This is a genomic window from Carnobacterium gallinarum DSM 4847, assembly GCF_000744375.1.
GTDB classification, from domain to species: domain Bacteria; phylum Bacillota; class Bacilli; order Lactobacillales; family Carnobacteriaceae; genus Carnobacterium; species Carnobacterium gallinarum.
Genome location: NZ_JQLU01000005.1, coordinates 273,954 through 300,126 on the forward strand (window position 1 = coordinate 273,954; position 26,173 = coordinate 300,126).

At 34.3% G+C, this 26,173-nt stretch carries 27 protein-coding genes; 4 read left to right on the plus strand and 23 right to left on the minus strand.

Annotated features, from left to right (window positions below):
* Positions 1-208 precede the first annotated feature (208 nt).
* The 7 genes from BR43_RS06195 to BR43_RS20290 form a co-directional block, all read right to left on the minus strand.
* Positions 209-1,126 carry a F0F1 ATP synthase subunit gamma gene (locus BR43_RS06195; RefSeq protein WP_034560325.1) on the minus strand — a complete coding sequence of 306 codons (918 nt, stop codon included), beginning with the start codon at positions 1,124-1,126 and terminating at the stop codon, positions 209-211.
* Positions 1,127-1,160: 34 nt separating this feature from the next.
* Positions 1,161-2,678: a F0F1 ATP synthase subunit alpha gene (gene atpA, locus BR43_RS06200; RefSeq protein ID WP_034560327.1), complete on the minus strand. Its 1,518-nt coding sequence runs from the start codon at positions 2,676-2,678 to the stop codon at positions 1,161-1,163.
* A 29-nt stretch (positions 2,679-2,707) separates the two neighbouring features.
* Entirely contained in the window at positions 2,708-3,250 is a 543-nt protein-coding gene (gene atpH / locus BR43_RS06205; RefSeq protein WP_034560329.1) for an ATP synthase F1 subunit delta, read from the minus strand.
* Complete coding sequence (gene atpF, locus BR43_RS06210) at positions 3,247-3,753, minus strand: F0F1 ATP synthase subunit B (RefSeq protein WP_034560330.1); 507 nt, start codon at positions 3,751-3,753, stop codon at positions 3,247-3,249. The genes atpH and atpF overlap by 4 nt, the downstream gene beginning before the upstream one ends.
* A gap of 90 nt (positions 3,754-3,843) precedes the next feature.
* Entirely contained in the window at positions 3,844-4,056 is a 213-nt protein-coding gene (gene atpE / locus BR43_RS06215; RefSeq protein WP_010054312.1) for a F0F1 ATP synthase subunit C, read from the minus strand.
* A 72-nt stretch (positions 4,057-4,128) separates the two neighbouring features.
* Positions 4,129-4,845: a F0F1 ATP synthase subunit A gene (atpB, locus tag BR43_RS06220; RefSeq protein WP_034560332.1), complete on the minus strand. Its 717-nt coding sequence runs from the start codon at positions 4,843-4,845 to the stop codon at positions 4,129-4,131.
* 614 nt (positions 4,846-5,459) lie between these two features.
* Positions 5,460-6,182, minus strand: coding sequence for an amidase domain-containing protein (locus BR43_RS20290; protein WP_034560333.1), 723 nt, complete (start codon positions 6,180-6,182; stop codon positions 5,460-5,462).
* 203 nt (positions 6,183-6,385) lie between these two features.
* Here BR43_RS20290 and BR43_RS06230 point away from each other — a divergent pair, with 203 nt between their 5' ends.
* Positions 6,386-6,670: a hypothetical protein gene (locus tag BR43_RS06230; protein WP_034560335.1), complete on the plus strand. Its 285-nt coding sequence runs from the start codon at positions 6,386-6,388 to the stop codon at positions 6,668-6,670.
* An 897-nt stretch (positions 6,671-7,567) separates the two neighbouring features.
* Here the strand turns inward: BR43_RS06230 and BR43_RS06235 are convergent.
* The 11 genes from BR43_RS06235 to BR43_RS06280 form a co-directional block, all read right to left on the minus strand.
* Positions 7,568-7,936, minus strand: coding sequence for a hypothetical protein (locus BR43_RS06235; protein ID WP_034560336.1), 369 nt, complete (start codon positions 7,934-7,936; stop codon positions 7,568-7,570).
* Between the two features lie 15 nt (positions 7,937-7,951).
* The gene (locus BR43_RS06240) at positions 7,952-9,193 is read right to left on the minus strand and encodes a T7SS effector LXG polymorphic toxin (RefSeq protein ID WP_034560338.1); all 1,242 of its coding nucleotides are present in this window, start codon (positions 9,191-9,193) and stop codon (positions 7,952-7,954) included.
* Positions 9,190-9,525 (minus strand): hypothetical protein, encoded by a 336-nt coding sequence (locus BR43_RS06245; protein WP_157463957.1) that lies wholly within the window; start codon positions 9,523-9,525, stop codon positions 9,190-9,192. Before BR43_RS06245 ends, BR43_RS06240 begins: the two co-directional genes overlap by 4 nt.
* A 22-nt stretch (positions 9,526-9,547) precedes the next feature.
* Entirely contained in the window at positions 9,548-9,841 is a 294-nt protein-coding gene (locus BR43_RS06250; RefSeq protein ID WP_034560341.1) for a DUF3130 family protein, read from the minus strand.
* Between the two features lie 142 nt (positions 9,842-9,983).
* Positions 9,984-10,187 carry a hypothetical protein gene (locus BR43_RS19845; protein WP_169741026.1) on the minus strand — a complete coding sequence of 68 codons (204 nt, stop codon included), beginning with the start codon at positions 10,185-10,187 and terminating at the stop codon, positions 9,984-9,986.
* Positions 10,188-10,470: 283 nt separating this feature from the next.
* A complete protein-coding gene (gene upp, locus BR43_RS06255; protein WP_034560343.1) occupies positions 10,471-11,100 on the minus strand; it encodes a uracil phosphoribosyltransferase in 630 nt (209 codons plus the stop codon).
* A 208-nt stretch (positions 11,101-11,308) separates the two neighbouring features.
* A complete protein-coding gene (gene glyA / locus BR43_RS06260; protein WP_034560345.1) occupies positions 11,309-12,550 on the minus strand; it encodes a serine hydroxymethyltransferase in 1,242 nt (413 codons plus the stop codon).
* An 82-nt stretch (positions 12,551-12,632) separates the two neighbouring features.
* Positions 12,633-13,655 carry an L-threonylcarbamoyladenylate synthase gene (locus BR43_RS06265; RefSeq protein ID WP_034560346.1) on the minus strand — a complete coding sequence of 341 codons (1,023 nt, stop codon included), beginning with the start codon at positions 13,653-13,655 and terminating at the stop codon, positions 12,633-12,635.
* A 39-nt stretch (positions 13,656-13,694) separates the two neighbouring features.
* A complete protein-coding gene (gene prmC, locus BR43_RS06270) occupies positions 13,695-14,543 on the minus strand; it encodes a peptide chain release factor N(5)-glutamine methyltransferase (RefSeq protein ID WP_034560348.1) in 849 nt (282 codons plus the stop codon).
* Positions 14,533-15,609, minus strand: a complete 1,077-nt coding sequence (prfA, locus tag BR43_RS06275; protein ID WP_034560349.1) for a peptide chain release factor 1 — start codon at positions 15,607-15,609, stop codon at positions 14,533-14,535. Before prfA ends, prmC begins: the two co-directional genes overlap by 11 nt.
* Positions 15,610-15,666: 57 nt before the next feature.
* Complete coding sequence (locus BR43_RS06280) at positions 15,667-16,239, minus strand: thymidine kinase (protein ID WP_034560351.1); 573 nt, start codon at positions 16,237-16,239, stop codon at positions 15,667-15,669.
* A gap of 241 nt (positions 16,240-16,480) precedes the next feature.
* Here BR43_RS06280 and BR43_RS06285 point away from each other — a divergent pair, with 241 nt between their 5' ends.
* On the plus strand, positions 16,481-16,957 hold the full coding sequence (locus BR43_RS06285) for a hypothetical protein (protein ID WP_034560353.1): 477 nt from the start codon (positions 16,481-16,483) through the stop codon (positions 16,955-16,957).
* A 148-nt stretch (positions 16,958-17,105) separates the two neighbouring features.
* On the opposite strand, the gene BR43_RS06290 is transcribed toward BR43_RS06285, so the two are convergent.
* Positions 17,106-19,784, minus strand: a complete 2,679-nt coding sequence (locus BR43_RS06290) for a coiled-coil domain-containing protein (protein WP_034560355.1) — start codon at positions 19,782-19,784, stop codon at positions 17,106-17,108.
* Between the two features lie 493 nt (positions 19,785-20,277).
* Here BR43_RS06290 and BR43_RS06295 point away from each other — a divergent pair, with 493 nt between their 5' ends.
* Together BR43_RS06295 and BR43_RS06300 are read left to right on the plus strand one after the other, a co-directional pair.
* Positions 20,278-21,627 (plus strand): Mur ligase family protein, encoded by a 1,350-nt coding sequence (locus BR43_RS06295; RefSeq protein ID WP_034560357.1) that lies wholly within the window; start codon positions 20,278-20,280, stop codon positions 21,625-21,627.
* A 1-nt stretch (position 21,628) separates the two neighbouring features.
* Positions 21,629-22,294 (plus strand): type 1 glutamine amidotransferase, encoded by a 666-nt coding sequence (locus BR43_RS06300; RefSeq protein ID WP_034560359.1) that lies wholly within the window; start codon positions 21,629-21,631, stop codon positions 22,292-22,294.
* 190 nt (positions 22,295-22,484) lie between these two features.
* Here BR43_RS06300 and BR43_RS06305 read toward each other — a convergent pair whose 3' ends face one another.
* The 4 genes from BR43_RS06305 to BR43_RS06320 all read right to left on the minus strand — a co-directional run bounded on the left by BR43_RS06305 (position 22,485) and on the right by BR43_RS06320 (position 26,149).
* Complete coding sequence (locus BR43_RS06305; protein WP_034560360.1) at positions 22,485-23,495, minus strand: aldo/keto reductase; 1,011 nt, start codon at positions 23,493-23,495, stop codon at positions 22,485-22,487.
* A gap of 171 nt (positions 23,496-23,666) precedes the next feature.
* Positions 23,667-24,350, minus strand: coding sequence for a uroporphyrinogen-III synthase (locus BR43_RS06310; protein ID WP_034560362.1), 684 nt, complete (start codon positions 24,348-24,350; stop codon positions 23,667-23,669).
* Between the two features lie 59 nt (positions 24,351-24,409).
* Positions 24,410-25,336, minus strand: a complete 927-nt coding sequence (hemC, locus tag BR43_RS06315) for a hydroxymethylbilane synthase (RefSeq protein ID WP_051933837.1) — start codon at positions 25,334-25,336, stop codon at positions 24,410-24,412.
* A gap of 24 nt (positions 25,337-25,360) precedes the next feature.
* Positions 25,361-26,149 (minus strand): formate/nitrite transporter family protein, encoded by a 789-nt coding sequence (locus BR43_RS06320; RefSeq protein WP_034560363.1) that lies wholly within the window; start codon positions 26,147-26,149, stop codon positions 25,361-25,363.
* Positions 26,150-26,173 lie beyond the last annotated feature (24 nt).

A 26,173-nucleotide genomic window follows, 5' to 3' on the forward strand; every position in this document is an offset into this window, starting at 1 on the left:
CTGACAGAAAAGTAGAAAATGGAAGAGATGACATTTTTTGTCATTTTTTTCATTTATCTTTTTTCCGAAGAGTTGGCTCATAAAAACTAGCCTTAATAAAAAGTTTGTGGAGTCTGTGCTTAACTCTGACAGAAAAATAGGAACTAGGAGAAGATGACAGTTTCGCCATTTTAACCATTCCTTTTTTCTGAAAAGTTGCTCATAAAAATTATTCTAGCGCCGAAGCACCGCCAACAATTTCGGTAATTTCTTGTGTAATAGCTGCTTGTCTAGCCCGATTATAGGTAATCGTTAAATCCGCAATAATCGAATGAGCATTATCTGTTGCACTTTTCATCGCACTCATTCTAGCAGCAAATTCAGCTGCCTTAGCATCTAGGATTGCTCCATAGATTAAACTTTCGGCATATTGTGGTAAAAGAATATCCAAGATAGCTTCTTTAGAAGGTTCAAAGATATATTCTACTTCATACTCAACTGATTCGCTGGCATCTAAGTCACTTAGTGGCAACATTTTTTCTGCTCGATATTGGCAAGAGATTGAGTTTACATGATGGTTGTAACAAACGTACAATTCATCAAAAACTTCATTTTTATACATCTCAGTTGCTGTTCTTGCAATTTCACGAATCTCTTCAAATGAAGGTGAATCACTAATCCCTCTTAATTCATAGGCTAAATTCATCCCACGACTTTTAAAGAAATTAGCTGCAGCAGATCCAACTGCCATAAATACATACTCATCTGATGATTTATGATCTCTTGTAATCATATCAACTGTTGATTTGATTACCGAGCTATTGTAGTTTCCAGCTAAACCTTTATCTGAACTAATAACAATATAACCCGTTTTCTTCACAGGTCTTTCAATCAACATATCATGAAAATCAACGTTAGATGGTGAATTGGTGCCGATTAGGTTGCCATCTTCAATCATCGCTAATTGAGTTGCCGCAATATGAGTCACGACTTCTCTAACTTTCGATGCATAGATTTGGAAATCTTTAGCGACTGCCTCGGATTTACCTAACTTAGCACCAGCAACCATCTGCATTGCGCTGGTAATCTGACTTGTTTTTTTAGTTGAAGCAATTCTTTTCTTTATATCAATTAAAGAGCCGCCCATTCAGGCTCACCACCTTTAGTTTGTTTCAAAAAATTTAGATAGACGATTTAACAGGAATAAAGGTTTCTTTAAAGCTATTAATCGCTTCATCTAAGTCTTTTTCATCTGGTAAATCTTTTGTTTCAACAATTGTTTTTAAAATTTCTGGTTTTTGACTATCTAGATAATCAAAGAACTCACCTTCAAATCTTAAAATCTCATCAACTGGAATACTATCTAAGAAACCATGTGTTAATGCATATAAAATCATTACTTGTTTGGCTACTGGTAGCGGAGCATGTAAATCTTGTTTTAAGATTTCGACAGTTCGACGACCACGGTTTAATTTTGCTTGTGTTGCCGCATCAAGGTCTGAACCAAATTGAGTAAAGGCCTCTAACTCACGGAAACTTGCCAAATCTAGACGCAATGTTCCAGCTACTTTTTTCATCGCTTTAATTTGTGCAGCACCACCTACCCGTGAAACTGATAATCCAGCAGCTACGGCTGGTCTTGTTCCGGCATAGAATAAGTCGCTTTCCAAGAATATTTGACCATCTGTAATCGAAATTACGTTTGTTGGAATATAAGCAGAGATATCTCCCGCTTGTGTTTCAACAAATGGTAAAGCAGTCATTGAACCGCCACCAAGTTCTTGGTTTAATTTGGCTGCACGTTCTAATAAACGTGAGTGCAAATAGAAAACATCTCCTGGATACGCTTCGCGACCTGGAGGACGACGAAGTAGTAAAGAAATTTCACGATAAGCCGCTGCTTGTTTTGATAAATCATCAAAGACGATTAAAACATGCTTGCCATTATACATAAATTCCTCACCAATTGCAGTTCCAGAGTAAGGCGCGATAAACAGCATTGGTGCTGGTTGAGAGGCACTTGCTGTAACAACAATTGTATAGTCCATTGCACCGTAACGTTTTAGTGTTTCCACTTGGTTACGAACAGTTGATTCTTTTTGACCAATCGCCACATAGATACAAATCATATCTTGATCTTTTTGGTTAATAATTGTATCAATCGCAATACTTGTTTTACCAGTTTTACGGTCCCCAATGACTAATTCACGTTGACCACGACCAATCGGAACTAATGCATCAATTGCTTTTAAACCTGTTTGTAAAGGTTCTCCAACTGATTGACGTTGCATAACGCCTGGTGCCAATGCTTCAACTGGGCGTGTTTTAGTTGTTGCAATCTCACCTAAACCATCAACTGGTTGTCCTAGTGAGTTTACAACGCGACCAATCATCGCTTCTCCAACTGGTACTTCCATAATACGACCGGTTCTTCTGACTTTATCCCCTTCACGAATCTCTTCAAAAGGTCCAAGAATAATAATCCCAACATCATTTGACTCTAAGTTTTGAGCCATTCCAAATACACCATTTGAAAACTCTAATAACTCACCAGACATGGCATTTTCAAGTCCATATGCACGAGCAATCCCATCACCGATATAAGTTACAGTTCCAACTTCATCGATAAGTAGCTCGTTGCGGTACCCTTCTATTTGTTGCTTAATTAGAGCACTGATTTCTTCAGCTTTAATGCCCATTACATCTTCACCTCTTCAACCATTTCAATTTATTTAATGATTTGTTTTTTCAATGTTTCTAAATTCAAACGAATACTTCCATCGAAAATTTGATGTTCTGCTTCAATAATGACTCCACCCAAGATAGTTGGATCAACAACTTCATCAAACATCACTCTTTTTCCGTCCATTTTTTTAAGAAATGACGCAGATAATTGTTCTTTTTGAGTAGCTGATAGTGGTACAGCAGTTGTTACCTTCGCTAAAATTGTGCGATTTTTATAGTCGTAAAGCTTTTCAAATTCGTCAACGATTAATTCCATATCGTTCATTCGATCATAATCAAATATCATTTGAACAAAATTCTGCATAAGTTCTGGAAAATTTTTCATTAAATTTTCTATGATTGGACGCTTTTGAGAGGCAGATAAACGCGCATCTGACAAAACAAGACCAAGACCTTGGTTGTCTTGAAAAATTTGACGAATATCCATCATGTTATCAAAAGCTTCTTCAATGGAATCATGTTCTTCTGCTAGTCTATAATAGGCTTTTGCATATCGACTTGCTACTGTGTGTTTGTCTAATTTCATTCGTCATCAGCCAACCCTTCAATATACTTATCGATTAAAGCGGCATGATCCTCACTTGTTAATTCTTTTCCAATCAGTTTAGTGGCAATGTCAATAGATAAATGACTAACATCATTTTTGACACTCTCAATTGCTTTTTGTTTTTCTAATTCAATATCTTTTTTCGCTTCTACTATTATGCGATCTGCTTCTGCTTTCGCTTTTTCTAGCATCTCGCTTTGAATATTTTCACCATTTTCACGAGCTTTCGTGATAATAGCTGACGCTTCAGTTCTTGTCGCTTCAAGATTATCTTTACTTTCAACGGCTAAACGATTGGCCTCAATACGAGAATTTTCTGCACTATCGATATTTTTAGCAATTTGCTTTTCGCGGTCTTCCATGATAGTCATCAATGGTTTCCATGCAAATTTCTTTAGAACTAACAATAGCAATAAGAAGGACACTAAGACAAAAATTGTATCTCCAGCACTGGTGGATTCTCCTAATACTAAACCGTACATTTCCGACACTCCTTCTAAATCACTTTTAACACTTTTTGTTTATACAAAAAGGCAGAGGTACCGTTCAACAATCTCCGCCTACATCTATTTTTATTTAAATACTAAGATAAAGGCAATAACTACTGCCATAATTGGAACAGCTTCAATCAAACCGACCCCAATAAACATCATCATTTGCAGTCTACTTTGTAATTCAGGTTGACGCGCCACTGATTCGATTGTTTTAGAGATTACTTTCCCGTTACCTAGTGATGCTCCGATTGCTGCTCCTGCTACTGCGATTGCTGCCCCGATTAAACCCATTCCGTTCATAATAAATTTCCTCCTTGAAAATAGTTACTTTTATAGTTTTTTTATTACTCAGTTGTATCTCTGTTACTCTTCTACTTGCACTTTATGTGCCATATATACCATCGTTAATGTGGTAAATACGAATGCTTGAATACTTCCGATAAACATTGAGAATCCTTGCCAAATCATTTCCAATGGTAACCCGATAATCCAGGTCCATGGTCCGTAGCTAAGTCCTAAACTGGCAATTAAGCCTAGTAAAATTTCGCCTGCATAAATGTTCCCATAAAGACGTAATGCTAATGTTAACGTGTTTGTGAATTCTTCTAATAGTTTAATTGGTAGTAAAAATGACACTGGCTTAATATAACTATTGACGAAATATTCCTTAAACCCTTGTTCACGTACTCCAAAATAGTGAGTAAGTAAAACAACCATTAATGCTAAAGCTAGACAGACTACTGGATCTGCTGTTGGACTCTTCCAATATCCTTTACCACCAACTGTCAAAGTTAACGGCAATCCCATCATATTAGATACAAAAACAAATAATAACAAAGTAAAACCTAATAAATGAAACTGTGCTCCCTCTTTCCAAGACATTGGTCCAGAAATAATGGTTCGTACGAAATCAACAATCCATTCAATGAAATTTTGTTTTCCTGTTGGTTTAATTTTTAGATTTCTCGTACAAACAAACGTAATTAAGAAAACAATTAAACATGCAGCCACGACCGTAATCATGTTCGCCACATTAAACGCCAAGCCAAATAAATGAATTATTGGAGCCTCATGATCCACAACTTTCACCTCTTTTCCAAAATTGAATTCTCATCCAACGAAGTTAGGTAAAATTAAAATTAGCAATTGAAAAAATAACTTTGTAGCATCACTTCATTTAATCTTTCGAATCCATTCGTTGATACCTTTATATTCTAACACAAATGACTAGATATTTCCTATTTAAATCACCTTTTTTGGTATCACGAAGAAAGATAAACTGAAACTTATCGCATCATCATTTTTTCAAGTTCATTCTTTAACATTTGCTATCATACCACCATTCTTTCAAAATTACAAAGCTTTTTGAAAAACAGTTCTATTTTTCAAAAAAAGACTTTTAAATAAAGGTTCCTTTCAAATATTTTTTTATTCTTCTCCTCTGTTTATCCTTGTGATTGTTTTCTCTCAGCAATCTGTTTTTCATAATTACACAGTTTATTTTCCACCAAATTAAAAAGCCAGTTATACACTTTATTTTTTTATTTTATTCTAAAAATATAGACTTATTTCATTCTTAGTTTTCCCAAGACACTTTATGGAAGAAATCGATCTAAAAAAAAGCTAGTTAAATAACTAACTACTTATATGTATAACAAGTTTATTCTTCTCAATCCATTGCAGATCCTCCTTCTTCATTTGCGCCGCTTGAACTTACCAGCACCTCCACCAAATTGCCAAGAATTCCCGGAAGCATTAACAGCTGTACTGGGTTCAACATTTCCATAATATACTATTTGTGATGCAAAATTTGTACAATCTTCTTTATAATTAGGAAAGCTATAATTACGGTCAAACGCCCACTTACGTGCATATCCAGTAACATTTTCTACGTTTAATGTTTTATTTCTACGCGCCGAAGGTTTAGGTACTAAACCAGATTGTTCAGCTTCCATAATGTTGACAGCGTTCTCATCTTTAATGTTCTGAAATGTTTTATTTAATAGTTCTAGTCTACTTTTCCGAATGACATCAAGATTACTATTATCTGCTAATTGCATAGAACCAACTCTGTTAAAGTAAACGTTTGAATACTCTTTAACATATTCAAAAAATGATTCATTATGAATTGGATTATTAGCATCGTCAACAATAGACGACAGATAGGTTGAGTATTCGGGATTATCTGGGGTTACTTCAATATTATTCAATTGAAAATAATTTAAGATTACAGTTTCGACATCAACTAATTTCATATTATAATCAAAATTATCAACTTCCCTTTTCTTTGTATTTGACTGAATCATCTCTGTCATTGTTTGCCCTTCGTTAGCACTAACGCGATTCGATGGGAAAACTAAACTACCTAATAAACCGGCTGAAACTCCAAGTAATAAACTGATTTTTATTATTTTCATATTGTATCCTCCAAAAAATAGTTATACTTTAAAATATAAGCATGCAAATTAAATATAACGCGCGTATAATTAAAATGCAACACCCTTGTAATATAAATAATCAATAATAACAAAAACAATTGATAGTAACATCATAATATGAAATAATGAGTTAAAACATAGGAATATATAGGGGTACTTAAATTATTAAAAAAAATATATATATGAAAGTAGCTATAGCATTAGTAATGTTATTAAGTGTTATTGGTGTTATGCTCTCAATATCTAATACTGGAGATTTGAAAAAAGTTTTAATAAATACTGAGTGGGAAATTCAAACATCTGAAGGAATTAGTGGAAAAGTTAAATTTGGTGAAAAAAATGCAGTTTTTTATGTGCAGGATGGTACAGGGAAAGAGGAAGAAGTTACAGGTGCATTTCAAGTAAATAATTATACGCGTGAATTAAAAATAATGAGAAAAAAATTATTATTTCTGTTGCTAACATAGGACCAAATGAGTTTGAGAAGGGTTGGAATCCAGCAAGCTTTGAGGTTTTTTTAGATTATTTATATCCTAAAACTATTGGGGGGATGATGATTAAGATAAAAAATTAAAAACTGATAGGGTATGTGCTATCACTTCTCCTTATACTCTTTCTCGTTTTTGACCGACGTTTTTTAGTAAACTGGAGCTTTTTATTTTCATGGTCACTCTCGTTTTTTCACCCTCACTTTTCAAAAAAACGAGTATCCGTTCTTAATTTAAAGTTACCAGTAACTAATAACTAAAAAAACTGAAAACAGGAAAAATCCTGAAGAGCGCACTTACAAAAACTCAAAATTTTGGTTGCTGCAAGCAAAAGAAATGGATCTGGTCGACGACATTTTTTTCGTTTTGCAAGCTGAGCCACATGTCCCCATGTGACCATTTCGACAAAAAAATTGTCGGTGGCGGATAATTTTTTTAGGTTTCCCCAATCCCATCAAACCAAAATTTCAAAAAATCGCTCGATTAAATTTACAAAAAAATAAAAAAGACAACGACTAAAAATTCGCAACATGGGAGTCAGTATATTTCAAATGATTTTCAAGTTCTGGAATTTTCTTGAATATATCATCAGTCCCACTAATCTTCTCGGAAAAACCGGGTACTTTCACCCTCTCCTTAAACCCTTTTACACCCACATATCCGCTCATACTAGCTCTAATCCGCCAAACATCCCCTACATAATTCGCTCCGATGGACTTAATTTTTGCCCTGAACCAATCTCTTCTCCCGATACCGATATGTGTCTAAGGATACAAAAAAAAACGCTGAAAAATCAGCGTTTTTTTTGTATTTCTACTACGCCCTTGAAGTGTACTTATAAGTTACACATTTTACGGTTTATATTTGTTCATTCTATTACTCAACAAATATTTGAAGTCTATCCACTTTTAAGGTAACATATTGCCCTATTAAATATTCATAATCCTCAAATAAATCACTCGTAATCAGACATCCTGCATCAAGAACATTTTTGTCTAGCAACTTTCCCATTACAATATAACTAAAATTTTCTAGATACTCCATTTTTTTCTGCTGTGCCCCACTTTGTTCTTCCATGTCTAATCCATCAATTAAAAATATATCGATTTCAGCTTCATAACTTTCCCCTACTTTTAATTCTTGCATAGATGTATTGAAAGCAGTTAGTTTTTGATTATTTACTACAAAATCCACTTCTTCTTCAATTATGTCATCAATTCTGCATATTGTTATCATATTCTTCATATTAAATCAGCTCCTTTATTCTATAGGATGAATAACTGGTATGTTTTCACCATTGTTCATCATTTTCCAAAATGTTTTTCCACTTTCAAGATGATATGTTGTAATTTCCCCATTATTATTCGTTCCAACAAATTCAAATTTAGCATAACTTTTTTTAGGAACACCATTAGTATTATACAAGCTACTGTTCTTCATAAAAGCAACATATCCAGTTCTTAATTCAAATGTTCCATCTTGAAGTTTGTAATTATATTGGACTTTCATTCCATTTGTTATTACATTGTTAGCCCCAAATAGATATCCATCTGCATCAGAATACGCTCCTCCGAATTCAGCACCATGTTTTGAAAAATGATTTTTTAATTTCTCTGCATTCGCAAAATTTAATTTAGTCCTTTTACTAGAATTGTTAACGTCAAATCCTTCGGCAGTAAACCATGTTTTCCCACTCATTGAGTTATAGCTATATGAATTTGTTGAATTAACCTCATTCATCATAGCATCGCCCATTTGATTCAGGTTCATCTGAGCATTGTGGATTTGAGCGGTCTGTTCCGCAACTGCTGCAGCTGCCATTGTATCGGATTCTTTAATGAAATCAATCTTGTCTTTATTTCGTTCATTAAACTTAGAAAGATTTGAAACCCAGGAATCTTTATTAAAATCAATAGGCCCAAATCCTTTGGTATCTCCTTGAAAATTCTTCTTGTTTCCAACAGCTTCTAGTCCAATTCTCAAAAAATGCAATGCTTCAGCTATCTCGTCAAATTCATTTCGATGACTGTATTCAAACTCTTGAAACTTTCGTAAAAGAATGACCTCTTTCTTGGCTGAATTTAAACTGAATTCATCAAAAAACTTTCCAATCCCTGGAATACCCGCTAATTGGTCGGCCATGTCTAACAGCCATTGTGCTTTATAAGAAGCTAGCTGCTGCATACGTATCTCCAAATCTTCTAACTGATCTGTATCTAGTTTAACAGATCCGCCTGTTACTTGTTGACGAAATTCAGTTGTGTAATCACTAAATTTATCTACAAGTAAAACAATCGTTGATTCAAATGTTTCAGTCAAAGGGCGATAGCCTATATCAAAGTGATTCTTTGCTGAACTCCAAGCTCCACCAGTTAATTTCTTTTCTTCTGAGAAGCCTTTAATAGCAAGATTAGATTGTTTAAAATTAAGTTCTATTTCTTGTCTACTTTCGTTAAGAAGTTGGTTGAATTTATAAAGTTCTTCAGTATCAATTTTCGTCATAAACGCGCCTCTTTTTCTAGCGCAGTCAGTTCTTTCTCAATCTGTTTGGCTTTCTTAGACTGTTCATCGAAGCTCGTTTCAAACGTTTCTTGATGAGATAACAATGTCCGATATCGCTTATAGTAGTCGTCCTCTGCTTCATCAAATTGAGAACTAAGGAAAGAACTGACATCGGAATTCCCACAAATTTCTTGTTCTTCTCTCATTAAATCACGTTCTCTTTCAAACAGACTTTTAAATTGTGAGATAAACGTCTCTAGTGTTTCTTTTTGTTGGCGCATTTTATAAACTGTATCATCGGCTCGCTCCAACTGTAGTTTTTTCTCGGTCAACAATATACGCCATTCTTTAGAGTTAGGCAATCGTCATCACCGCTTTCCCAATGGCATTTTTAAGAGCATCATCCTTTTCAATAAACGTTTGATTGATTTGTTTAATATGATCTGCATCCGTGTTTACAGACGTTTTTAAGTTACTCAACAATGTTGAAAATGTCTCAATGCATTCTTGACCTTGAACCATAGCTGCTCCATCTGAATAGTTTATTGTGGGTGCTGCTTTAGATGGGAATTTAGCCCCTTTAAGTGCTTTTTTTAATGCTGCTGCGTGTGCATCCGCTTGAACCGTATGTGTTTGAATAGCGTCCATTTAATTCCTCCTGACTGTATAGTTCAATTGAAACACATCAGTTATATAAAACGCAATCTAATTTAATTTTTCTTTAATACAAAAAGTATCAAAACCATAAGTTTCAATACTTCCTTTTTTTCAATTTTTTTCTCAAAAGGGTCTACTTTAAAGTATTCTCAATTGTTGAAGCATAGTAAAGAGATTCTGCCTGACAGTCTTGCATTTCTATAAAATCGGTTAGTTGAGCTTCTAATTCTTGATATTTATCTGCCGTATCTCGATTTGGAAGTCCTATATACTGAAATGAGCTACTCTTCGACAAAGCATTTCTTTTCATCCCATGAATGGATGCTAAAACTTTCAAATGATTGTTTACATAGAGAACTAATTGATTTTTTAAACTTTTATAAGCTTCTTTTTTTCACGGTAATCCGTTGTCTTAAATTGGATAAGCTAGTCCCTCCTTTTAATGACTAGTTTTATCTTATCCTGTAACCAAGATAAATTACACACTTTTAATAACGATAGTAATTATAGTATATAATTATCAAACGTACTTTTATTATTTATTCGTTTTACAAAAAACAAAAAACAGATGAGAAATAAATTTCTCATCTGCCAATCGCTTTTTTATAGAAAATCCGTATTTATTTTGTTCCGAATAAACGATCGCCAGCATCTCCAAGACCTGGAACGATATAGCCGTTTTCATCTAATTTTTCATCAAGAGCTGCTACATAGATATCTACATCTGGATGTGCATCTTGCAATGCTTTTACACCTTCTGGAGCTGCAACTAGACAAACGAATTTAATCGATGTTGCCCCACGACGTTTTAATGCATCAATTGCCATGATAGCTGAACCACCTGTAGCTAACATTGGGTCAACAACAAACATTTGACGTTCATTAATATCATTTGGTAATTTTACAAAATACTCAACTGGTTCTAGTGATTCATGATCACGATATAAACCAATATGTCCAACTTTTGCTGCTGGAATCATTTCTAGCATACCATCAACCATTCCTAAACCTGCTCTAAGAATTGGAACAATTGCTACTTTTTTACCTGATAATTGTTTTTGTGTTGATTTAACTAAAGGCGTTTCGATTTCAACATCTTCTAATGGCATATCACGTGATACTTCATAAGCCATTAGCATAGCTATTTCATTAACAACTTCTCTAAACACTTTTGTTCCTGTTTTTGTCTGACGAATCATTGTTAACTTATGTTGGATTAACGGATGATCTAATACTTGAAATTTACCCATTATTTTAGCCCTCATTTTCTCTAAATTTTTTCCTAAACAATTCCATTGTAAAGGAAAATAAAGTCCTTGGCTAGCAATTATGCTACTTTTTTTATTTATTAGAAAAAAATAATGTTTTAAGCAATTACTCCGTTTCATTTATTTAGAAAAAAAGCCTATGAAATCCATTTATAAAACAAGGATTCCATAGGCTTTTCATTGATAAAATTTAGTCATTCTCTGTATATAGTGGACGCTTCGCTGTTAATTCACGAACAGCTTGGCTAATTTTTGTCAATTCGTCAGTATCTTCTTTGGCAGTTAAAGCTGCTACAATTAGTTCTGCAACTTCTTTGGCATCTTCTTCTTGGAACCCACGAGTTGTAATGGCTGGTGTTCCGATACGAATACCACTTGTTTTAAACGGACTTAAAGTTTCAAAAGGAATCGTATTTTTATTAACTGTAATTCCAACGCTGTCTAGAATAGCTTCTGCTTCTTTACCATTTAAGCCGAAATTAGTGACATCTAATAAAAGTAAGTGATTATCTGTTCCTTCGCTAATTAAATGTCCAACAGATTCATTGAAAACAGATTGCATTGCTTGGGCATTTTTGATGACTTGTTTTGAATATTCTTTAAACTCTGGCGTCATCGCTTCTTTAAAGGCAATGGCTTTACCAGCAATCACATGTTCTAATGGTCCACCTTGAATTCCTGGGAAAATAGCGCTGTTTAAAGCTTTGGCATATTTTTCTTTTGCTAAGATCAATCCACCACGTGGTCCACGTAAGGTTTTATGAGTTGTTGATGTTACTACGTCTGCATATGGAACTGGATTTTGATGAACGCCTGCCGCAACTAAACCAGCAATATGCGCCATATCCACCATAAAAATTGCTCCAACTTCATCTGCGATTGCTTTGAATTTGGCAAAATCAATCCCACGAGAATACGCACTAGCACCGGCAATGATTAATTTAGGTTGACCTTCTAAGGCAATCTCACGAACTTTCTCATAATCAATCATTTCTGTTTCTGGATCAACACCGTAGGCAATAAAATTATACGTTCTACCACTAAAATTCACAGCTGAGCCATGAGTTAAATGTCCTCCATGAGTTAAATCCATACCTAAAACCGTATCTCCCGGTTCAATAAAGGCATTAAATGCAGCCATATTTGCTTGTGAACCAGAATGAGGTTGAACATTGGCATATTCTGCGCCAAATAATTCTTTTACGCGATCAATTGCAAGATTCTCAACGATATCTATGTATTCACAGCCACCGTAATATCTTTTGCCAGGGTACCCTTCTGCATATTTATTCGTTAAAATACTTCCTTGTGCTTCACGCACTGCTTTAGAAACGAAATTCTCAGAAGCAATTAATTCTATATTTTGTTCTTGACGATTTTTTTCTTGTTCAATTGCGCCCCATAGTTCTTGATCCAAATCTTTAAAAGTCAAATCCAACACTCCATTCAATTCAAGGTAAAATTAGTATAGCATCTTTTGCATTTAATTTCTCGCTTTTTGCTCATAAAGTTCGTTAAAAATATTTTTTTCCAGATGATTTTTCAATTCTATTCATATAAGCCTGATTATTATCATTGATATCATAAGCTTCTGCTAAAATCATTGTAACTTCCGTTTTTTCAAAAAAACGCAAACCCGCATATAAATTATGAGAAGCATCTTTAATGTTCGTTTTTAGACCTAATGAAAATACTTCTGTTACTTCGGATTTTAATTTGGTAATTAATTCTAAATTAGCTAATATTCCAACTTTTTCCCCTTGCTCTTGAAAATAAGCAATGGCTTCCCGCCATTTGCTTATGTCTGTCCCTTTGACTAAAATAACTGGCTCAGCTGGAGCATAATGCTTATATTTCATTCCAGGGGCTTTAGGAGCTTCTTTGTCGGTCACTAAATGTTGATCGTATGCAACGGGCTTGCCGATAATGGCTTCAAGCTCTTGCTTCGTCACAGCTCCTGGTCGTAGTATCACTGGTTGATCTGGTTCTGTAATATCCACAACGGTTGATTCCAAACCAACCCCCGTAACTCCATCATCAATAATTCCCGCAATTTTTCCTGCTAAATCATGATAGACATGTTCAGCTGAAGTTGGGCTTGGACGACCTGATGTATTGGCACTCGGACCAACTAAAGGAGTTCCCGCCTGTTGAATTAGCTGTAAAGTTGATTGATTGTCTGGCATTCTAATAGCTACACTCGTTAAACCCGCTGTTACAGTTGGAGCAAACACACCTGATTTGGCTTTAAAAATCATGGTTAAAGGACCTGGCCAAAAAGCTGTCATTAATTTTTCAGCAACTGGAGGAACTTCGGCTACTAGTTCAGAAACTGAGCTAGCATTTGCGACATGAACAATTAGCGGATTATCACTAGGTCGTCCTTTTGCCGCATAGACTTTTTTTACAGCAACTTCATTTAAAGCATCTGCTCCTAATCCATAAACAGTCTCTGTTGGAAAAGCAATTAATTCCCCTTCTTGAATAAGTTTAGCAGCCTTAGCTAAATCAGCTTGATCAAATTTTTTTGTTTCCACTAACAGTTCCTTCTTTCTTTTTATCGACTATCTGATTCTTTACGGCAATTGAACATAAATCATTCGATCCAATCCTGATAAATCTTTTTCAACCTCAACTTGTGCCTGAGGGAAAGCCTTCATAAACAACGCCTTAACTGCTGCTCCTTGTTGAAAACCAATTTCTAAAATAATCTCGCCTGCTGGATTCATCAAAGAAGGCAATTCTTTTGCTAGTCGTTGATAAATCAATAATCCATCGTTTTCAGCAAATAAAGCCAGGTGAGGCTCGTTCTCTAAAACAATGTCATCTACAAGTGGACGTTCAGCTTCTGAAATATAAGGAGGATTAGAAATCACTCGATCAAATTTTTCTTGACCAACAGGTTCCGTTAAATCCCCCAATAAGAATCGAATATCGGCTCCTAAAATTTGGGCATTTTCTTCTGCTACTTGAAGGGCCTCTGGTGAAATATCAATAGCTGTCACAGTGTCCTCTGGTCTTTCTCTTTTGACTGTAATTCCAATTATTCCTGTTCCCGTTCCAATATCTAATACAGTTAACGGAGGTTGTTCTTGGTTTCGCTCAAGGTATTTGGCAATAATTTCTTCGGTTTCTGGTCGCGGAATTAAAGTGTCTTTTGTGACGTTAAACTTGCGCTCATAAAACCATTCATAGCCTAAAATATGTTGTACAGGTCGTCCTTTTACAAAATCTGCGACATCTTGTTCTAATTGTTGCTGAACGCATGTTGGAATTTCAGTAGTTAAATGCAAAACTAAATCCGTCTTTGTCCATCCTTGGCGTTCCACTAAAAAACGTTCGGCCACATAACCGTCTAAATGTTGACTTTCTAAAAAAGAAGAAGCCCCATGAAGGACTTCCCTATATGTGAGCTTAGTTTTCATTCTTCATTTGCTCCATTTTTTCAGTTTGATCGTACACAATTAAAGCATCTACAATCTCATCTAATTTACCAGATAAAATCTGATCTAATTTTTGAATGGTTAACCCAATTCGGTGATCGGTTACGCGGTTTTGTGGGAAGTTATATGTTCTAATTCGTTCAGAACGATCACCTGTTCCGATTGCTGATTTACGGTTTGCATCGTATTCACTTTGGACTTCGTTTTGAATTTGATCATAAACACGCGCTCGTAAAATTTTCATGGCTTTCTCACGGTTTTTAATTTGCGAACGTTCATCTTGCATTGCAACAGCAATCCCAGTTGGTAAATGAGTTAAACGAACAGCAGAAGCAGTTTTATTAACGTGCTGTCCACCCGCTCCACTGGCATGATAAATATCAGTTCTGATATCTTTATCTGCCATATCAATCTCAACTTCTTCAGCTTCTGGCATTACAACAACAGTTGCTGTTGATGTATGAATTCTCCCTTGTGATTCTGTTGAAGGAACACGTTGAACCCGGTGTGCACCACTTTCATATTTTAATTTTGAGAAAACATTATTGCCGCTAATCATAAAAATAATTTCTTTATAACCACCAATACCAGTAATATTCGCTTCTAAGATTTCCGTTTTCCATCCTTGATTTTCAGCATATTTTTGATACATACCGAATAAATCTCCCGCAAATAAAGCCGCTTCATCGCCACCTGCTGCTCCACGGATTTCCATGATAATATTTTTATCATCATTTTCATCTTTTGGAAGTAAGAGAATTTTAATTTTTTCTTCTAGTTCATCTTTTTCTTTCTTTAAAGAAGACAATTCTTCTTTGGCCATTTCAGCCATATCAGCATCTAGGTTCTCTCCTAGCATTTCTTCCGTATCACTAATATCATCTACAACTACTTTATAGCGACGATAGGTTGCAACTGTTTCTCGTAAATTAGCTTCCTCTTTTGTTAATGCCATCAAACGTTTCGTATCACTGATAACCTCAGGATCACTAAGTAATTCACCTAGCTCTTCATAACGTCCTTCAACGCCTTGTAATTTATCATACATTCAGCTTATTCGCTCCTTTTTAAGTTCATTTTCTAGTCCTACACTTCAACCGCTACGCTAGTGTTGAGGTGGGTGATGGTAATGTTTACGACAAACGGGCAAATACGATTCATTTCCCCCAATTTGAATTTGTTCTCCTGTGTAAATTGGTTTTCCATCAACTAAGCGCATATTCATAATCGCTTTTTTATGGCAATACCAGCAAATTGTTTTCATTTCTTCAATCTTATCTGCATAGATTAATAAATATTGTGAGCCTTCAAATAACTCATTTCTAAAATCATTTTTTAAGCCAAATGCCATTACAGGAATGTCTAAATCATCTACAATATGAGCAAGTTGATACACATGCTCCTTTGTTAGAAATTGAGACTCATCAATTAAAATACAGGCTGGTGTAAAACCAACTTCTTCAATTGTTTGATATATATTCGTTTCATTAAAAATTGGCAGTGCTTCACGACGTAAACCGATTCGACTTGAGACAAAACCAACTTCATCACGGTCATCAATTCCACTTGTCATAATCACAACTGGTTTATCTTGCTCTTCATAATTATGAGCGACCTTTAAAATTTCAATGGTCTTCCCACTATTCATTGCGCCATACTTGAAAAAAAGTTGTGCCATGCTGAATCTCACCTTTTCTTTCCTAGAGTAATCCATCTAGCATTATACTGTAAATTCAAGAATTTTTCATCCCTTATTTATAAAAAAGCGGTTAACTAGAGCTATTTTATAAAAAAGAAAGTTTTTTAGACAATCTGACAGATAATCAATACTGTCTGATGATTCGATTTAAGCCTAAAATAACTGGCATTAGAAAATAGTCAATGTTATAGTTTAAAAGTAAAAAAAAGGAGGTTATTTTATGAAAAAGAAATTTTTATTGGTACTTATGAGTTTAGTCGTTTTAACTTTGACAGCTTGTGGGGCAAGTATGTCTGGTGGATCTTCAAAAACAACTGTTAATGACTATACAAAAACAATTTCTAATTACGAAGATAAACAACAAGATTTGATGATGAAGCAATCGGATATGCCCTCTAATGATGCAGACGAATTAATCAAACATGCAAAAGAGGTCGTTGATTCCAAGGAATATAAAGATTGGATAACAGCATCTGAAAAAGTCGCTAAACTTGATGTTTCTGAGTTAGAAAGTTCTGAATCCTTCACTAACTTCATTACAGCAATTTCAGAATACAATAAGGTTCAATCTGAATATTTTCAAGAGTTAGCGAAAGCAACAAATAAAGAAGAATACAACGCTGTCAATGCACGTATAATTCCGGAATTGCAAAAAGTCGAAGATAACTATATTAACTTATCAAATTCGGCACAGTAAGTAACTATAGCATTAACTCAAGTTCTACTATATAAAAGCTTTATTATGAATTTTAGACTCTACAACTTCTTACAAGAAAAAGTTGTAGAGTCTATTTTGTTCCTTATACTCGATGAATAAAGAAGGAAAACGAACTCTACTTATGTTTTTAACTGCTTACCATTCTCTTGTTTAAGTATTCAAGTAAATCATATTGTCTAGCTTTTTCAATCAGTAGTTCACAATCTTCTGTTGATAAGCTAATTGTTGGCTTTCCAAAAGGCAACTTTAATGTAGTGGAACGTTCTTTAAGCTTCAGAGCTTCTCCACTATAAATAAATTTTTTAATATCTTCTTTATCCAAATTATTTCTTAGCTCTTCATCAACTAAACTTAATCCGACTTTCTCAGAACCTGCATTTGTGTCATTTGCTCCAATTAAATCTAAATGCACCATCCAAGCATGCTCAATAAATTGAACTTTTCGATAAAGATCATTAAAGTAATCTAGCTCTAACCGTTTATTACGACGCCATAAATTGGATTTAGTCGCTTTAACTTTTTCAGCAATAGCTTCTATTATTTCAGGTTCTTCAATTCCATCTTCCTGAGTCTTTACTGCTATTTTGTGAGTATCGTTTTCTTCAATTGGATCTAATACTGAATCGGATTTAGCCACTTCTCCAATACTTTCTATTGATTCCTCTGTCTTAGAAGTAAATTCGGCGGACTTAGAATTTAGGCTATCCTCATCTACTGGTTTAGGTTCTATATTTTGCTTAATGAGAACTGTCTCTAATTGCTGAATTTTTTCTATTAACTGTGTTTCTCGTTTTTTAGCAGCTTCAACTTCTTGAGTCATTTGTTGTAGTTTTACTGTTAGATTGGCTTGCCCTTGAAGGTCTTTTTGTTTTTTTATTTTCTCCATGGAGTGGTTCAAGATTTTTTCAAGTTTTTGATTCGTCTTTTCAAGCTCGTTTACTTGTTGCTCTAAATTCGTCAATTGGAGTTGATTTTTTTCAAATTCCTGAGCCTCAACTTGTAACGAAGGAATGACTTCTGTTAGTTTTGCTTTCATTTCTTCAATCTGCTCGTTCAATTGACGCGTTTCGTTAGCAAAATACGTATAATTTTTTATCGTTTTGGTTTTTTTTTGACTAGCATCGGCTATGAGTTGTGTTAATTCATTTAATTCTGCTTGATTAGTAGCAAAACTTTCCTCAACGACTACTTTAACTTGGCTTATTTTTTCAACATCTGACTCTAAGTCTACTAGAGCTTTATTCAAACCTTGGGCTTTCATAGCTAAATTTTTTCCTGAAATTTCGATTGTTGCTTTGCCATCATGTATTTCTAATAACGGAAGGGTTTTTTTGATTTTTTTCTGAATTTCTTCAAATTGCTTTTCAAGGAATTTAGCTTCGCTTTCCATATGAGCCTGTGTGTGTGTTACTTGATTTTTTTTATTTTCCATTTCTTCAAGTGTTGTGTTTAATTGCTGTACTTTGGCCAGATTTTTTTCAGTATTTTCCCCGATAATTGTATTTATTTTTATAGTATCTTGCATCGTTTGTTCTAATTCGACTAATTCTTTATCAATAGAGTTAAATTTCTCGTTCAAATTATGATTGTTCATTTTAACGTCTAATTCAACTTGTTTATTAGCCATAATAGGTTCTGTTGCAGTAAGCTTTTTCTTAATTTTTTGTAATTGCAAAGCTAACAGTTGAATTTCTTGGTCAAAATTCTGATAATAACTTTTTATTTCCTTTTTTCTATTATCAATATTGCTAATGAGTTTCGTTAAATCTGTCATTTCATTTAAATTAGATTTTAAATTTTCTTCAATCTTTCTCTTTACTTTTACAACTTTTTTTACATCTGAGCCTAAACTGTTTAAGTCTTCGTTAATCTCAACGACTTTAGCTGTTAGTTGAGCTTTAGCAGTATTTCTTCGACTTTCTTCTTGCTCTTCATTTAAGCTAGATAATGTTTGAACTAGCTGCATTTTTGTTTGTTTTAACTCAGCTTCTATTTCTATCGTATCTTGATCAAAAGACTCGTATTCAGTTTCGATGTATTTTTTTCTAACTTCAATATTTTCAACAAATTGGGTTAATTTATCAATTTCTACTTTATTGACAAATAAATTTTGTTGCATGACTTTTTTTGTTTCGTTTACCTGTTGGATGCTAGAGTCTAATTCTGTTAGCTGTTGTTTCATTGAAACAACTTCTTTTGGAATCTCATCGATTTGATCTTTGGTTATGTTCGTTGTTGATTGGTGATGTTCGTATTTTTCCATCATAAGTATTTTTACTTTATTGGCTTCTCTATTTTTCCATTGAGCCAAAATATTACCTTCGTTACCTAGACCTTGCTTAAGCAGTGCTTCGCTCATACCACTATCAATGAATTCACCAACTTGATAAGTGAAGCGAATAAAAAAGTTTAAAACTAATTTTACATTTTGAGTTTCTTCTAAAAGATAGGCTTGATACAACACTAACTGAGAATTTTCAGTAATAAAATCTTGAACATATTCTTCCGCCACTTCTAAAACAATTTCACGATTGTTGGAATAATGATCAAGCTCGCTAAATTCTACAACGGATTGACGAATTAATTCACTTGATTGATTTAACCAAGTTGAGTTAATTGCCAATTTTTCTTTACTTGTTTTAGTCCGATTTACTAGTGCTTGAGATTTATTTTTTAATTCTTGTGCCAGTTCATTCACCACATCTGGTAAAAAATTATTTTTATAAAAATAAATACTTTGTTTTCCTATATCTAATTTTATTTTTTCGTAACTAAACACCCGATATTGAACTTTTATATCTTCCATTTATTCACATCCTTATTAAAAAATATTGGCTATACCTACTTATTTAATTGTATGAATGGTTCATTATTTTGTACTAACTTCAATATATTATACTAAAGCTTTTCCGCGAATTCTATTTAGAAGATGCATTCTATTTTTCTATTATTTCCATAAAATGCGCATAATAAAACAAATCTTCTCAAAGCCTAATAAAAATTGATTACCTACAAATTCTTACTAGCAGAATTGACTCTATTTTCTAGTTAAAATGCCTGTTTTAGCCTCTAATAATCATTTTTAATTCAGAATATATCATTTAATAGAGAATTTATGATATTAAGTTTGATTATCGTTTTTTTTATTTCCTTTTATTATAAAAAAATATATTAAAGCTTGATTTTTTTATAAGTTTGACTATTCTCATGAATTAGTTGACTTTTTTAATTAATTTAAAGAAAAATTATGCTATGATGTGAGAGATGATTTAGAAGTATTTTATTTGGAGGTAACGAATTTGAGTATACGTAGCTCATTTGCAATTATGGTTGGAAAGACAACTAGATGGGGACTTCACACCTTTTTTAAAGGCGGGAGTAGCTTACCTGGTATGATTACACAAAAAATTGATCCTAATGTTCTTGGTGCTTTAGCAAAAGATTATGAAGTCGTGATTGTGACTGGAACAAATGGTAAAACATTAACAACTGCATTGACTTTTCAGGTTTTAAAACAAAAGTATCCAGATATTATTACAAATCCTACTGGTGCGAATATGCAACAAGGAATTATTTCAACTTTTTTAACTCATGATTCTAGCAGTAAAAAAGGACAAAAGAAAGTCGCTGTTTTAGAAGTGGATGAAGCTAGTTTAGTTCATGTAACAAAGTACATTAAACCTAAAGCGATTTTGTATACAAATGTTTTCCGTGATCAAATGGATCGTTTTGGTGAGATTTATACTATTTATCAAATGATGGTAGATGGAGCAGCTTTGGCTCCTAATGCTAAAATTATTAGTAATGGAGATGCTCCAATTTTTAATTCTTTAGATACAGTTAATGAACGAGTTTATTTTGGTTTTGATAATCAGCCTGATGGAGAATTAATGGCTCATTACAACACAGATGGCGTTCTTTGCCCTCGTTGTCAAAATATTCTTCATTATAAATTCATTACCTATAGCAATCTTGGTAAGTACTATTGCCCGAATTGTGATTTTAAACGCCCAGAGTTAAGTTATCGTTTAACTAAAATGGGACATATGGATCATAAAAGTTCTGAATTTGAAATTGACGGAGAACCATTTAAAATTAATGTTGGTGGCCTATACAATGTTTATAACGCCTTATCAGCTTATTCAATTGGTCGGATTTTCGATGTCGAACCTGCTGAGATTCGTGCTGGTTTTAATTTGGCAGAAAAGGTTTTTGGACGTCAAGAAGTCATTCAGATTGGCGATAAAGAAGTGACGATTAATTTAGTTAAAAATCCTGTTGGCTTGAATCAGATTTTAGAGATGATTGCTTTAGATCCTCGCCCATTTTCATTAGTATCGATTTTAAATGCTAATTACGCTGATGGAATTGATATTAGCTGGATTTGGGATGCCAATTATGAACGAATTATGGAAATGAATATTCAACAATTTACGGTTAGTGGAGAGCGAGTTGCAGACATCGCTACACGCTTAGAAGTCGCTGGCGTGCCAAAAGAAGAGTTACAAGTTATTCCTAATCTAAGCGACGTGATTAAAAACTTTGCTAATGCACCAACCCAACATATCTATGTCTTAGCAACTTATACGGCTGTTTTACAATTGCGTAAAGAATTAGCAGCTCAAGGCTATGTAAAGGAAGGGATGTAAGATGAAGGTATTAAAAGTCTGCCATCTCTATGGCAATTTATTAAACACTTATGGTGATAATGGCAATCTATTAATGTTAAATCATCGCGCAAAGCAATTAGGCATTCAATTAGATAGTGAAATCATCAGCTTAAAAGAAGCGTTTGATCCTGAAAAATATGATTTAGTCTTCTTTGGTGGTGGACAGGATTATGAACAATTAATTGTTTCACGAGATATTCAAGATAAAAAAGCTGACTTAACAACTTATATTGAAAATGATGGAGTAGTCTTAGCAATCTGTGGTGGTTATCAATTATTAGGTCATTACTATATGGATGCTAGTGGCAATAAAATCGATGGAATTGGTGCATTAGATCACTATACTCTAAGTCAAGACAACAACCGTTTTATTGGTGATATTATCATTAAGAATGAAGAATTTGACGAGACTTATGTTGGATTTGAAAATCATAACGGTATGACCTTCTTAGGCAAAGGTGAAAAACCTTTAGGGATTGTCCAAAAAGGCAAAGGCAATAATGGAGACGATCAATCTGAAGGAGCTATCTATAAGCAAACCTACTGCTCTTACTTCCATGGTCCATTATTAGTTAAAAATACTAGTTTAGCAGATCGTTTATTAAAAACAGCTTTTAATAAACGCTATCCTGATTCAACTATTTAGTACTTTTGATACTAGATTGGACGATAGGAATTAAATAACATAATTATAGATATATCGTAATCATTAAAAAGTTAAAACAAGTTACTTTACTATGACAAAATAAAAAACAAACAGATGAAAAGTTGATTTTTTCATCTGTTTGTTTTTATTTAAATACTTAGATTGCTTACTTTTTTAATTTATATTACTTTTATTTTTTGATAAATTTGCTTTCAGCTGTAGCGTATCGTGGCCCTACATTTGAGTAGGTAGTCAATAGGTCTTTAATTAGTTGGCGTTCCTCAGAGTCTAAATGAACGTCAACAGCCTTTGCATTTTCTTCTAAATATATGCGTCGTTTTGTTCCTGGAATTGGAATAATGTGACTCCCTTGATCTAATACCCAAGCTAAGGTTAATTGAGCCGCAGTAATGCCTTTACTTGCTGCAATTTCAGCGATAGCAGCAGCTAATTTTTGATTGTTTTCTAAATAACTTCCATTCATACGTGGCAAATTCTTACGAAAATCAGTTTCATTAATTGCTTCTATCTTAAGATTATTAGTCATTAATCCCCGTGCTAGCGGTGAAAATGGAATAAATGCCATATTTTGCTCTTTGGTAAAGGGTAAAATTTGCTCCTCGACCTCACGTGTTAGCATTGAATACTCGCTTTGTAAGGCACTAATTTTATGAATTTTATTGGCTCTTTGCACTTCATCTACAGAAGCTTCGCTTAATCCTAAATACCGAACTTTGCCTTCTTTCACTAGCTCTGCCATTGCTCCAACCGTTTCTTCAATCGGAATCGTCGGATCAACACGGTGCAAATAATACAAATCAATTGTATCTATACCTAATCGTCTTAAACTAGCTTCAACCGCTTCTTTAACGTGTTTTGGTGAGCCATCAATGTACATTTGATCACCTGCTAAATTGCGAATATGACCAATACTAGGATCCTTAGGACGAAAACCAAATTTTGTTGCTAAAAATACTTTATCTCGATTCGGAACTAAAACTTTAGACACTAATTCTTCATTTGCACCTATTCCATAAATATCTGCTGTATCCCAAAAGTTAATACCTAAATCTAAGGCTTTGTTCAAAGTTGCTAAGCTTTCCGAGTCATCTCCTTCACCGTAAGAAAAACTCATGCCCATTGAACCTAAACCAATTGCCGACAATTCAATGTCGGTATCTGCAAATTTACGATAGTTCATCTCTAATTCCTCCATTTTCTTGGATGATTCATCCTTATTTAATACAGAATTTGGATCGAGATCAATCCATTACTTTTCAAATACAACCCTACTCTAACACCTGAAGTGAACTTCAAGTCAAGTTTTTCACAAAAAAAAATAAAAGAAAACCAGTGACGTTTTCTTCTATCTTTAGTTCGTATAGTGGAGCATAACCGTTTTAAGCAAGCTCTCCATCGTATAACTTTCATCTAACGGCAGCAGTCCCTTGGCACCAGAAGCTCGTATAGCTTGATCTGTAATTGGACCAATAGCACCGTATAACAGTTCTTTTTCTAGCGCAAGCTTCTGGGCAACTTCATCATAACGATGCCACGCTGAGGGACTAGTAAAAAGTACACAATCAATTTTTCCAGCTACTAACAAGCCAGCTAATTTTTCTTTGCTTTTTTCAGGCAAAATATTTTGATAAACAATTTTTTCACTAACTTGATGACCTTGTGCCTCAAGTTCTAATTTAATATTAGAGCGTGCTAAGTCACTTTTAGGCAATAAAATCCGATAACACTGCTGATTTCCATATTTTATCTGCCATTGTTGGATAAATTGATCTGAACTATATTCTGTGGGCTGAAAAATTGGCACTAGTCCAAATGAACGCACCATTTTAGCAGTTTGACTACCAATAACAGCAATTTTTATCGAATTGACCACAGCAGGATCGACTAATTGATTAAAAAAATGCAGGACTGAATTAGAACTTGTAAAAAATAACCACTCTATCCTTTGAAAATCTAGTGTCTCTAAGTCTGCTTCTCGTGGTTGAATCTCAATTAAAGGAATAGAATAAATTTGAAAACGACAATCATTTACCAATGCAGAACTGACGTCTATCTGTTCTTGACTGCGTGTAAAAAGAAGTCCAATTTTCTTAATTACGAATCACCTCTTTTAGAATAATTTTCTAAAATTAATTGCGCTGCCTGCTTTCCGAGTAAATTAGCATCCACACCATGAACTTGTACTCGTTGATAATGTTTTCTATTTTTATCACTGAACATTGCAGTTAAACAAATCTCTTGATTCTCTTGATGCACACCATATCCCCCAATTGCCATATTCGATCCCACATTCAAAGTTTTTAAAAAACTTCTTTCTGCTAGAATACATGCCATTGATGACGGATGATTGACTTTTTCTAATAAATTTCTAGTCGCTGCATCTTCCTGACGACATTCTAAAGCTAAGGCTGCTTGCCCAACTGACGGAATAAATTCTTCTGAAGTAAAGCTTACCACTGTAAACTGTTCTTGATTTTCCCAACCAAGACGTTTCAAACCTGCAACTGCCAAAATAATTCCATCAAACTCTCCTGACGCTAATTGTTGTAAACGATTATCAATATTGCCACGGATAGAACAAGGCGTTAAATCTGAGCGCAGACGTAATAGTTCAACTTCTCTTCGTAAACTACTTGTTCCAATACGGGCTTGAATCGGCAATTCAGCAATACTTGTTGCTTGACGCATAATCAAACAATCAACAGGAATCTCTCTTTCAGGAATACTGGCAATCATCAAACCTGTAGCTAATTCAGCAGGCATATCCTTCAAACTATGAACGGCAAAGTCGATTTGCTGATTTAAAAGTGCTAGCTCAACTTCATCAGTAAAAATACCTTCTGATTCCATTTGACTTAACGCTGTTTTTTTATCACGATCGCCTTTAGTACTTAGCTCAATTAATTCAAATTCAACAGTCGGATCCACTTTTTTCAGTTCGGCTAAAACAAGTTTTGTTTGTTTAATAGCCAATGGACTTTTTCTTGTTCCTACTTTAATTCGCTTACTTGATGCTTCCATATTCCCACAACCTCTCTATCTTATCTACTTGGAACTAGCATTCTTCCCAGTTCCAATCTTATACGCAGCAAAATACATAAAGGCAATAAAGCCACCGCCACCAATGACGTTTCCAAGAAATACTGGAATCATATTCATCCAAAAATCTCCCCATGTTACACCACCAGCTAGAATCCCTGCTGGAATGATAAACATATTGGCAACCACGTGCTGAAAACCAGACATAACAAATCCCATAATTGGCAACCAAATTCCAGCTATTTTCCCCATGAAATCTTTCGCCGCAAAGTTCAGATACACTCCTGTACTTACTAAGATATTACAGGCAATTCCTGATAGAAAAGCTTGTAAAAAATCATCTTTCGTGCGACCTTGAGCCACTAAAATTGTACGGGCTGCAAAGTCACCTTGTAACGCACCTGCTAAATGACCAAAAAAGTAAGCGACAAAAAAAGCACCAATAAAATTAAAAATCGTTACAATTGCAATATTTCTAAGCCATTCTTTTCCTGTAATTCTTTTCGCAAATAACGCCATTGAGACAACCATCATATTCCCTGTTACTAATTCTCCACCGGCTAATAATAAACAAATTAACCCAAATGGAAAAACACAAGCGCCAATCAATAACACCAAACTTCCCCATTCAGCCGGCATCGTTCCCATTGCTCGTATAAAAGCGATTCCCGCTAGACCAATAAACATGCCTGCTGCAAAGCCTAATACGCTTAAAGTCAAAACACTGGCTTTTGCCTTATCTACACCTTTTTCAATCGTTACATCTACTAGTTCTGGTGGACTATAAAATCCCATTTTTTTCAGCTCCCACTTCATTTT